The organism is Pseudomonas marginalis (assembly GCF_001645105.1).
Taxonomy (GTDB): domain Bacteria; phylum Pseudomonadota; class Gammaproteobacteria; order Pseudomonadales; family Pseudomonadaceae; genus Aquipseudomonas; species Aquipseudomonas petroselini.
Genome location: NZ_LKEG01000024.1, coordinates 40,702 through 52,516, shown reverse-complemented (window position 1 = coordinate 52,516; position 11,815 = coordinate 40,702). Strand labels below are relative to the sequence as shown.

The following is an 11,815-nucleotide window of genomic DNA, read 5'->3' as shown; positions in this document are numbered from 1 at the left end:
CCCCACCAGGNNNNTCATTGGCGCCTTCGGCATTGCGAACCACAATCGTGCCTTCGCTGACCGCGCTACGGGTGTAGCTATGGTCTTTCTCCTTGAGCGCTATCGGTATGCTGCCGCCCATCGACGCACCGCTGGTACTGCTGGAAGACACCGAAATACCGGCAGACTGACTTTTGATCTCGCTGACATTCTTGATGTCGCTGACGATCAGGCGGTCAGTGCTAAGGCGGTTCTTATCAGCTGACGCTTCACTGGCAATCACCGCGCCTTGCAGGGTGGTGTTCTTGCCGACATTGATGTCGTAGCCGCCCGTGCCCGCATACAAACCGCTCTGGTCGGTCACGCCCTTGTAGTCGCTGTTCATATTGGCGGCGGCAAGGTTCGCCGAGCCCGCTACGGTAGAGCCGTAGCAGAACGGCGGGACGCAGATACTCGCGCCGAAGCCTGCGCTGCTCTGTTTGCTGCGCGAAGACTCGGTGTCCTGGAGGGAGATAATATTGAGGTTGCCGCCAATATCTGCCTTGATACGGTCCGCACGAACCTGGGCGCCTTTGAGGGTGGTATCGCCACCGCTTTGTAACAACAGGCTGCCCGTATCGAGGGTGCTATTGACCTGAGTGACGGAGTTACCGTTGCCATTGTTCTTGGCACCCTGCGCTCCGAGGTCGAGGGTGAAGCCGTTTTGCTCGCCAATATTGAAGCTGGCGCCAATAGCGGTTTTATTTTTCGACCCTTCGTTTTTGCGGTCGGTGGTGTTTTGTGCGCTTTGCATCAGCACATCGTTTTTGGCTAACAACAACGTGTTGGCGGCTTTCAAGCTGCTGCCGGTGATCTGGATATCACCCTGAGTACCCGCCGCTGCGCCCGTGGCAACGATCGACAAGTCTTGCCCTGCGTTGAGCGTGCTCTGCTTGGCGGTGACACTGTTGAATTCGCTGCTGTTCTTGCTGCGGTTATTGGCCAGTTCAGTACCGATCTTGATCAGCGAACCGTTGCCGGGCGTGCCGCCGGTTTTGTTTTTGAAGCCGGAGCTTTGCGCATTGGCGTCCGAAGCCTGGCCATTCAGGTTGTAGGCGGCGAGGGCTGCCTGGGCGATTTTGACTGCCTTGAGTCGTGGGTCATCAGCGCTACGGGCCGCTTTGACGGCGTCGCGCATGCTGGTGGCGGTGTCCACTACCAAGCCCGCGATCACCCGCCCAACCGCCAAGCTCTTGGAACTGTCCTTACTGGTCTGACTGGCCGTCTCCATCCCCGAGGTGACGGTGACATTGGCCCCACTCAACTCCATGTTCTTGGTGCTCACCAGATCACTGGCCACCACCTTCAACTCACGCCCAGCGGTCAACGACACATTGCCCGCACTCGAGCCAATAGTGCTGCCGGTCAAGGTCATTTCATTGGCTGTGCCGTTGTGCTTCGAGCTGTTGATGTACAGCTTCTGGTTGCCGGTCATGTCATCCAGACCGAGCTTGTTGCCGGTCAGCACGCCGGTGAGGTCGCGATTTTTTTCCTTGTGCATGTCGGTGCGGGCGAAGGTGTTTTGCGCCGCGTCGATGGTCAGGTCGCGGCCGGCCTGGACGGCGAGGTCGCCGGTGCTGACCAGGGACGAGCCGGTGACCGTGGCATCGCGTTTGGCGGCGACCGTGACGGTTTCGCCGGAGACCATGCTGCCCATGGCGGTGGTGCGTTTTTCGTCGACTTTGTCCTCGACTTTGCTCGACTTGAGGCCGCCCCAGCTGCTTTTGCTTTCCTTGCGTTCGTGGCGGGCGCTGTCGGCGTTACTGACGGCGAGGATGTTCACGTCCTGGCCGGCCGCCAGTTGCGTGGCGCCTTTTTCAGCGGTGACGGCACTGCCAGCCAGCAGCAGGTCTGNTTGCCCTGGGAGGTTTTCTTGGTCTTGCTGTAGAAGCTGTAGTCCTGGTTTTCGGCGGCTTTGAGCTCGAGGTTTTTGCCGGATACCAGGTAGGCCTCGTTGCCGGCATTGACCTGGCTGGCGACCAGTTGCAGGTTCTGCCCGGCGCTCAGGGTGGCGTCGCCGCCGGCCTTGATCACGCTGGAGACTTGCTGGACGTGGTCTTCGATGCTTTTGATTTTTTCGAGTTGTAGGTCGAATGCTGCTCGTTGGCTGCCGCGATGGCGTTGAGGTTGGCGCCGGCTCGCAGGGCGACGTTGGCCTTTTGATGCCTTGCGTGTTTTTACGCTGAGGACTTATAGTCCGCCGGTCGTCCAAAAGGGCGATCGGATTTGGCGATCCGTTGACCGTATGCGAAAGCTTTCTGCTTGCTTGCAGGGGTTTCCGTACCCGCATCGCTGCTTTATGGCAGCTGTGCGCGGGAGACCTTCGGGTCTGCCGGAACTCGGTCCCGGTTCGCCAACCTGCGTACAGCTGTCACCCATTCGTTTGGCGACGATAGGTGACAGCTTTCATTACATCGACCGAGGCTTTACCTATGAATAGATACATGCCGCTTACAGGCCATGACTCAACCATCCCCGCGCTGGTGATCGACACGCAAGCGCCCCTAGATGTTCTCTATGATGCCGCCGCGTATCGCATTCGTGCGGTGACTCAGTTTTTGGAGAACCTCGCGTTTCGGGAAGAGATCAGCAGTGATGCGATTGTGCTTCACGATTTTGCGCTGTTACTGGCAATTCCGCTGCGAGATGGGTGTGATTTGCTGGATGTGATTGGCCGGAAGTTGAACTCAAAAATTTCATAAATAAAATGGGCGGTTATTTTAAAAACCGCCCAGCTTAAAAACTTCCCAGACAAATGAAATAAAAAAGCCAATTGTTAAAGAACGTAACACCTCCAGATTTGCTTCTCCACAAGCATTCAAACAAAAACGTGGCCTGCCCCCTAATGGATAGCGCAATCACAGTTACGACAAACGACACAGTGAAATACTTGCACGTCACTGCACATCTTATTTAGCCTTTATTAATTGCATCCAATAGTTATATGTCTCTCGAAGCCGACCTAATGTCTTTGATCCATCAGCAATAGCGCACGCGAATGCATGAGCAACTCTTACTGGATTGGTAGGCAGCGAGCCAGATGCGGATATAACAGGCTGCCCGTAATCCGCCTGTTTCTTATTACCTTTTAACTGACTCCAGCTCAGTTCAGGGTTATTTCGAACCGCCACTTCACCATAATACATTCCAACTAAAACAGCCAAAGACATTGCCTCTTCGGATAGAACAGGTGTGTTCAAATCAGCCGTGCCGGCAATTGAATCATTTCCTGTTTCGTTAACCGTTGATGACAGTTGCTCTTTATAAATCCGTGAAGCTAACCACTCAGCCACACCATCTAAAGATTCCGGGGAAAAATCCGCGTTCCAGCTTTCATATCCCGGCGTATGCCAAACAGCTTGAATTAACTCATCTAAACAGTAGGGTTTATTAAGCATAAAGAGTTCATAAAAACTATTTAGCTCTTTCGAATTCATAGATGAAAAAAAATCTGTGACTGGCGTATAGGCGGTTGTAAATTCCATAATCAATGCACCTTAATTTTGATTCCCGCGTCGGACAAAGCTTTTTCAAGGGCTGGCGCAGGTCCAACGCGTCCTGTGACGGGGCTCCTATAAAAATTCCATGTTACCCCATTAACCATACCGCGGCTCAGGAGCTCCGTATCCTTCATCACCTGAAGGGCTGTATTGGCGTCGAGTGAAGTGTATCCAACCTTGGACTCATGAGCCAAAGCACCTGGAGCTAGCTGGTCGACGACACGCACGCCTTGGGTCGTTTGGAAGGTAACTTGAGACTGACCACCCAATGGTTTTAGGGCATCCTCCCCGATTTTCCCTGTTGCTCCAATTCCGGCGGACGGATTAGGAGAAACAATTCGCGTCGCTCTATCCTCGGTCAACGTGTAGTAGTTACCATTACCGGCCAGAAACACCTGATTGCCATTGGCGTCCTGCGTTCCGGTAGGTTTGTAAGTCCCACCACCGGGGCCGTTCACGGTTCCATCAATTTCTTGTGTGTAGCCTTTGGGAACATTAAAGCTCGCGTCGTTTGCTGCTGATTTTCCGGTTCCGACAACTTTGGCCTCTCCAGAAATCAAAGTCGATGCAGGCACTTTTGTAGTAGACGTTAACCCTTTTAATCCGTACCCCCCAGCAATCGCCGCCGTGATGGCATGCATCGTCATGACAAAATCATACTGTTGCTCAACTTCCGCCCGCGTTTTCTCAGAACGGCTCGCAAGGTCCGTTATCACGATGTCGTGGAGAATGCTGGCATCGTCTAAGCCACGTAATGCAGCCTCGGCATTTTTTGCATCAGCCGGGTAAAGTTCTTTATAAAGCAGACGGACAGAGACAGGAGCCTCGTATTCCGCAAGAGCCTGACGTGCAGGTTCGATCAAACGACCGCAAGCGGAACTGGACAAATTTCCGGTAGTGCAGGCATCGCGAATCGCTTCATCTCGATCTTTATCGATAACGTTTATATACGCGAGTTCATCTTTTTCTTTGTCAGTGATGGTGCCCAGCATTTGCTTGCGTGAAAGCACAAACTTACGGGTCGCTTCCGGCACGCTGAGATAGTTATTCTCAACCGCATTCCTCCCAACCTGAGCCGCTGCCACCGCATCCAGTGCGCCCTTGCCGGACAACGATCCTGAAAGGCCACCCGCCAAGGTCGCGAGGCTGGAGATCGTCTGCTTTTGCGCCTGGGTCAGGTTCTCGTTACTGACATCGCCATACAGGTTCTCTTTGATCAGACGTGCGGTTTCCTCTGCCGCCACAGCACCGGCTGCACCAGCGAGTGCTGAGTTACCGCCAGCCTTGGCGAGCACAGCACCCAGTACCGCATGGGCCATCAGATTGGCTGTAGGGTCGCCCTTGGTCCTGTCCCTGATTGTTTCTGCCAGATATGGCGCCGCCGCCCCCGCCAACGCCCCACCTACGCTGCCACCCATCGCCGCTTGCACCACGGCAGTCACTGCCTGGCTGGCCTTCTGGAAGCTGCTGCCAACGCCATAATCCTGCTGGGCACGCTGGCTGATCTGAGCCTGTGTCGGATTGGCGATACCCTCATCAATCAACTTCAGGCGCGTGGCTTTGTTGACGTCACTGTTAGGGTCGTCAGCGGCCCTGATCCTGGCCGCAGCAATCGCGTCGCCAATGCCCTTGGTCAGCTCCATCGAGCTTTTGATCAGGTCCATGCGTTCCTGCATGGCCTTTTCATCAGGCTTGTCGAGGCGTTGATTGGCGTTGGCGGTGTCGCGGTTCAGGCCGACTAGGTCACCCGCGCCTTCAGGGTTGCGCACCACGATCGTGCCTTCGCTGACGGCACTGCGCGTGTAGCTGTGGTCCGAATCGTTCAGCGACATTCCATACAAGGCACCCGGCGTGAGGGTACTCGCGCCGCTACTGTAGGAACCGGAGACGCTGACGCCGGCCGATTGGCTCTTGATCTCGCTCTTATTCTTGATGTCACTGACCAGCAACCGATCGGTGAGCAGCAGGTTCCTGTCGGCCGCAGCCTCGCTGGCAATCACCGCACCTTGCAGGATGGTGTTTTTGGCCACGTCGATGGTGTAGCCGCCCTTACCGGCAAAGAAACCGCTCTGGTCGGTGACAGCCTGGTAGTCGCTGTTCATTTTCGACGCCGCCAGGCTCGCGGACGCTGTCACTGGGGAGCCATAACAGATCGGCGGAATGCAGATGCTCGCACCGAAGCCCGCGCTGTTCTGCTTGCTCTTGGACGTTTCGGTGTCTTGGCGCGACAGAATGTTGAGGTTGCCGCCGATGTTGGCATCGATACGGTCAGCGCGTACCTGCGCGCCGATCAGGCTGGTGTCCTGGCCGCTGCGCAGTACCAGCGAGCCGGTGTCCAACGTGGTATTGACCTGGGTAACCGAGCCACCCGAACCGAGGTTCTTGGCGGTTTGTGCACCGAGGTCGATGGTGAAACCGTTTTGCTCGCCTATGTTGAAGCTGGCACCGATAGCGGTCCTTTTGCGTGAACCGTCGTTTTTGCGGTCGGTGGTGTTCTGTGCGCTTTGCATCAGGATATTGTTTTTCGCGGACAGCAACGTGCTGTCGGCTTTCAACGTACTGCCGGTAATCGTCAAGTCACCCACAGTGCCCGGCGCATCGCCCGCGGCGATGATCGACAGTTTGCCCCCGGCGTTGAGGTTGCTCTGGTGAGCGGTCTGCGCCGTGTATTCGCTGCTGTTTTTGGTACGGGTATTGGCCAGTTCGGTGCCGATCTTGATGAACGAACCGTTGCCGACGGAGCCACCGGTTTTGTCCTTGAAGCCGGTGCTTTGCTTAGCGAGTTCGCCGGCCTGGTTATTGAGGTTGTACATCGACAGCGCCGCCTGGGCGATCTTCACGGCCTTGAGGCGCGGGTCGTCGGAGCTGCGCGCCGCCTCAGCTGCGTCGCGGATGCTGTTGGCGGTGTCGACCACGGTGCCCGCGATCACCCGCCCAACCGCCAAGCTCTTGGAACTGTCCTTACTGGTCTGACTGGCAGTCTCCACACCCGAGGTGACTGTGACATTCGCCCCACTCAACTCCATGTTCTTGGTGCTCACCAGATCACTGGCCACCACCTTCAACTCACGCCCCGCTGTCAGCGACACATTGCCCGCACTCGAGCCAATCGTGCTGCCGGTCAAGGTCATTTCATTGGCGGTGCCGTTATGCTTCGAGCTGTTGATGTACAGCTTCTGGTTGCCGGTCATGTCGTCCAGACCGAGCTTGTTGCCGGTCAGCACGCCGGTCAGGTCGCGATTTTTTTCCTTGTGCATGTCGGTGCGGGCGAAGGTGTTTTGCGCCGCGTCGATGGTCAGGTCGCGGCCGGCCTGGACGGCGAGGTCGCCGGTGCTGACCAGGTTGGAACCGGTGACCGTGGCGTCTCGCTTGGCGGCGATGGTGACGGTTTCGCCGGAGACCATGCTGCCCAGGGCGGTGGTGCGTTTTTCGTCGACTTTGTCCTGGACTTTGCTCGACTTGAGGCCGCCCCAACTGCTTTTGCTTTCCTTGCGTTCGTGACGGGCGCTGTCTGAGTTAGTAGCGGCGAGGATGCTCACGTCCTGGCCGGCCGCCAGTTGCGTGGCGCCTTTTTCAGCGGTGACGGCACTGCCGGCCAGCAGCAGGTTTTNTTGCCCTGGGAGGTTTTCTTGGTCTTGCTGTAGAAGCTGTAGTCCTGGTTTTCGGCGGCTTTGAGCTCGAGGTTTTTGCCGGAGACCAGGTACGCCTCGTTGCCGGCATTAACCTGGCTGGCGACCAGTTGCAGGTTCTGCCCGGCGCTCAGGGTGGCGTCGCCGCCGGCCTTGATCACGCTGGACACTTGCTGCACGTGGTCTTCGATGCTCTTGACCTTTTTCGTGTTGCCCGTGGAGTGTTGTTCGTTGGCCGCCGCAATGGCGTTGAGGTCGCGGGTGGCAATCAGGTTGACGTCGCGCTTGGCATTGACCTGGCTGGCCACGGCGCTGATGTCGCGCCCGCCAATCACATGCAGGTCGCGGCCGGCCTCGACCACCGAGCCTTGCTGGGCGATGGTGGTGAAGCTGGAACGGTTGCCGATGGCGCCGCTGTCGAGGGTTTTCGAGGCGGTGATGTTGACGTCGCCCACGGCCTTGACCGTGGTGTCGGCACCGCTCTTGAGCACGCCACCGACGTTGTTGACGTTGCCACCGGCTTGCATGGCCAAATCGTTGGCCGATTCGATGCGCGCGGCGCTGTCGACGAAGTCGCTGCGTTCGGTGCGGTAGTTGCTGGCGCTTTCGTGGGTGGTGACGCTACGTTCGTTGAGCAGGTCGGCGCCAGCGGCGAGGTTGACGTTGCCCGCGCTGATCACAGCGCCTGCGCGGTTGGTCAGGTTGTTGCCGCTGAGCAGGTCGAGGCGACCACCGGCTTCCATCAACCCACTGTTGGTGAGGTTGCCGCCGACGTTCGCCAGCAGGTTGCCGGTGGCACGCAGGGTGCCGGCGTTATTGAGGTTGCTGCCGGTGATCAAGTTGACGTCGCTGCCGGAAATCAGCGCCCCATTGGGTGCCAGGCGGTTGTTCGCCTGGGCCAGGTACAACACCGGCACCAGCACTTGTTGCCCGGCGACGGTGGCGTTTTCCAGCCACACGATATCGTGGGTCAGGGCGGCGACTTGTTCGGCGGTGAGGCTCACGCCTACGGACAAATTCAGGGCGCTTTTGCTGCTGATGGCGTTGTCCATCAGGTGCTTGAACAGGTCGGCGTCGCTGGTCTGGCCGTCGATGAAGCGCTGGCCGGTGCGGGCGAGTACGGCTTGCTGGATCAGGCGCTGTTCGTAGAAACCATCACCCAGGCGCTTTTGCGCGGTGTCGGGGTCATAGCCGAGCTTGGTCAGCATGTAGTCCGAGCCCAGGAACTGACGCATATCCGTGAACAGCGGGTTGGTTTCGATCAGGTATTTATGCGGGCTGGCCGCGAACTGGCTGGTGGGCAGGCCTTTGGCGCCATCGCTGTCGTTGAGGTGGAACAGGCCGTTCTGGCCGCTGGGCAGGTCGAAGCCGGGCAGGCCCAGCGGGTTGACCTGTTGCTGGGCCACGTCCGGTGGCAGTTGCGGGTTGAGGCTGACCAGGGTCGAGTAGCCCGGCGCATGGGTGTTGGCGCCGCTGCCGACGTAGGTGTAGCCACCTCGCACGACGCTGTTGTCGATGCCGGCCTGGGCCTTCACATCCACGCTGCCGCCGGCTTGGATCACAGCGGCGTAACTTTGGTCTGGCGCGCTTAACTGGGTGGTCTTGCGCAGGGCGATCTGCTCGCTCTCCATCTTACCGATGAACGAGGCCAGGCCCGCTTCGACGCCGCCCATGTCCTGGCCGGCCGAATAGCGCTGGGTGAACGCAGCGGCTTCGCGGTACCAGGCACCGGGCTTGCGCTCACGGGCGGAGGTGAAGATGCGATCGTACTGAGTGTCGTGGGTCACTACACCGACATTGGTGAGTTGGTTGACGACAGCCGTGAGGTTGCCACCGGCGCCGATGCTACTGCTGCTGTTGAGCAGCTCGCCGCCGGTGAGCAGCATGTTGCCGCCCGAGGTGATGCTGGACGCTGCCGTGGCATCGCTGACGATGAAGTGATCACGCTGGGTAATCTGGAACGGCCGGTTTTGCTTGCCGCCTTCGCAGTCGCCACCGGTTACGCGAAAGATACAGGCCGTGGGAGTGATGGAGGCGCTGTAGATGCCGGACTCAGTGGTGAGCACAGTTCGGATGTTCTGGATCGTGCTGGCGGCCAGGACCAGGTTGCGCTCGCTCTCGATGGTGCCCGAGCTGTTGATGATGCTGCTGGCCAAGCCGCCCTGGCCGTCACGATCGACGCGCAGGTTGCCCATGGCGTAGAGCGTGGCGCCGAGGTTTTTCAGGCGGTCGACCTTGAGGTTCAGGTCGCCGCCGCTGAAGATCAGACCGTGGTCGTTGAGCAGGTTGTCCACCGAAAGATCCAGGCTGCCCTGGCTGGCGACACTGCCGCCCACGGTCCAGTCCTTGCCGCTGCCGACCAGGGCGCGGGTGCCGAGCAGTTTGCCGGTGGCGGTCTGTTGCAGGTTATCCACGTTGACGGTCAGGCGCCCGGCCTGGATCGCGGTGCTGTTGGTCCAATTGACTTTGTCGAAGGTCAGGTCGCCGTTGGTGACCAGGCTGCCACCCACGTCATCGAGGCTGATGCCACTGAGGTCGAGCGCGCCGGTGCCCACGTGCAACACCTTGCCGCCGGTGTTCTGGAAGCGGGTCGCGGCGAGGCTCAATTGGTCGTTGGCGGTTTCCAGGCTACCGCTGTTGTTGAGCAGGCCACCGATGGCGTAGCGGGTCTTGCCGCTGGTGCCCAAGGCGCGCATTTGCCCGCTGTTGTTGAGGCTGGCGGTCTCGACATCAAGGGCCGTGGCGCTTTCGATCAGGCCACGGTTGGTCAGTGCGCCCTTCAGGCTGACGTCGATCCGGTTGCCGGCGATCTCGCCGCCGTTATCCACATTCATACCGGTCAGGTGCACGCGATCCCGAGCAAACAGCGCGCCGCTGCCGTTGTTGAAATCCGTTGCATCGATCTGCGCATCACCGGCTTTGGCGGCGATGCGGCCACCGTCGTTGTCGAGTGTACCGGCGGTGATGGTCACGCCAGCGTTTTCACTGTGGATCAGACCGTTGCCGCTGTTTTGCAACAGGCCGCTGGTGGTCAGGGCCAGGCCATCGTTGGCAGCCAGGGTGCCGGTGTTACGGTTGTCGATGCTATTGGCGAATACCGTCAGCAAGCCCTGGCTGGCGAGCTTGCCGCCCTGGTTATCGATGTGCGCGGCGCGCTGGATCAGCAGCGGCCCGCCGCTTGCCAGCTTGCCGTTGCGGTTGATCAGGTCGCCGATCAAATCGAGGGTGATCGCCCCACCAGCGGTCAAGCTACCGGCGCTGTTTTCCAGGGTATTGCCGTTGAGGGTGAACGCACCGGTGCTGTCGATGATGCCGCCCTGGCTGTTGTCCAGCAGGCCGCTGACGTTGAGGGTCTGTGCGCCGTCGCTGAGCAGGCGACCTTTGTTGCGGTTGTCGACGCTGGCGGCGGTGACGTTCAGCGCCTGCTTGGCGCTCAAGGTAGCGCCCTGGTTATCCAGGCTTTGCGCGGTGGCGGTGAGGTTGCGATTGGCGATCACCGTGCCGGTGTTGGTGAGGTGCTGGCTGTCGAGGGTGACGTCGCCACCGGCATTGCGGGTGTTGTCTGGGTTGACCCCGGCTTCGATGATGCCGCTGTTGGTCAACTGACCGTTGCTGGCCAGGGTGATGCTGTCGCGGGCGGCGAGGGTTTTGCTGTTTTTCAGTGCGCCTTTGGTCTGTGCCTTGAGGGTGGTGCCCGCGTACACCGCGCCCTTGGTCTCCAGGCTCGCGGCCTTGATGTCCACCACACCGCTCGCGGCGGCCTGGGCCATGCTCAGGTGGCCGTTGGCGTCGAGCTGAATATCGCCACCACTGGCGGCCAGTGTGCCGTCGAGCTTCACGCCCACACCGGCTTCGGTGCCCACCAGTTTGATCGCACCGGCATACATGCCACCCAGGGCCGACGAGTCGATGGCCAGTTCGGGCTTGGCGCTGCCGTCGTCGGCGCGCGCAGTGGTCTTCAGGCTTTGTGCATCGACGTCGTTGCGGCCGGCGATCACGGTCAGTTGGCGGGCGTTGATCTTCGCGTTGATCTTGGCCGAACGGGTGATGATTTCGAAGCGGTCCACGTTGCTTGCATTCAAGCCCTGGCCGTCGATGGTCACGGCGCCGCCATCGACCTGGTAGCTTTTCAGCTGCCCGGCCTGATCGATCATCGGTTTGCCGGTGGTCAGGGTGACGTTGGGGGTGTTGATGAAGCCGCAGCCATTGCAGCTGATGCCGTAGGGGTTGGCGACGATGACCTTGGCCGACTGGCCCGCCACTTCGGTGTAGCCGCGCAATTGGCTGGGGCTGCCGCCTTTGACTTCGTTGAGGATGACATTCGCCGCGCCGCCCCTGAGGTTCGGGTTGCCGACGATGATCCCGCCCAGTTGCGTGCTTTGCACCGGCCCGCTGGCGTTGTTAAGGATCACGCCGTTGGGGCCGACGTTGTAGTCCTTGAATTGGTTGTGCGACAGGCCGCTGCCGTTCGGCGTGGCGATGTTCACCACCGGCACGCCATTGCCTGCCTGGCCGACCGTGGTGCCAGGGCCGCTGACGACAATGCCGTCGGCCTGGGCCAACAGCGGCTGCCAGAACAGCGCATTCGCCAGAATCAGTGCGAGGCCGCGCTGGGTTAGGCTTTTCAGGGCAGAAGCAGGGCGAATGTCCATATTCAAGATCTCAAGG

General features: G+C 59.4%; 5 protein-coding genes and 1 pseudogene. 1 reads left to right on the top strand and 5 read right to left on the bottom strand.

The genetic code is table 11. The features are described from left to right. Nucleotides 1-1,819, bottom strand: a 1,819-nt coding sequence (locus AO064_RS31135) for a hemagglutinin repeat-containing protein (RefSeq protein ID WP_341844895.1), incomplete at its 3' end; no start/stop codon positions are given. After that, nucleotides 1,798-2,052 carry a hemagglutinin repeat-containing protein gene (locus AO064_RS31130; protein ID WP_064052483.1) on the bottom strand — a complete coding sequence of 85 codons (255 nt, stop codon included), beginning with the start codon at nt 2,050-2,052 and terminating at the stop codon, nt 1,798-1,800. The genes AO064_RS31130 and AO064_RS31135, both read right to left, overlap by 22 nt. Before the next feature lie 410 nt (nt 2,053-2,462). On the opposite strand from AO064_RS31130, the gene AO064_RS04095 reads away from it, so the two are divergent. Then, nucleotides 2,463-2,720, top strand: a complete 258-nt coding sequence (locus AO064_RS04095; protein WP_027608116.1) for a hypothetical protein — start codon at nt 2,463-2,465, stop codon at nt 2,718-2,720. Nucleotides 2,721-2,927: 207 nt separating this feature from the next. On the opposite strand, the gene AO064_RS30625 is transcribed toward AO064_RS04095, so the two are convergent. From AO064_RS30625 to AO064_RS32010, 3 genes and pseudogenes are all read right to left on the bottom strand, one after another. Continuing rightward, complete coding sequence (locus AO064_RS30625; protein WP_133822175.1) at nt 2,928-3,503, bottom strand: hypothetical protein; 576 nt, start codon at nt 3,501-3,503, stop codon at nt 2,928-2,930. A 2-nt stretch (nt 3,504-3,505) separates the two neighbouring features. Continuing rightward, nucleotides 3,506-7,075, bottom strand: a complete 3,570-nt coding sequence (locus AO064_RS32015; RefSeq protein ID WP_279615277.1) for a hemagglutinin repeat-containing protein — start codon at nt 7,073-7,075, stop codon at nt 3,506-3,508. 56 nt (nt 7,076-7,131) lie between these two features. Beyond that, nucleotides 7,132-11,799, bottom strand: a pseudogene (locus AO064_RS32010) (two-partner secretion domain-containing protein); the annotation flags it as partial. Between the last annotated feature and the right edge of the window lie 16 nt (nt 11,800-11,815).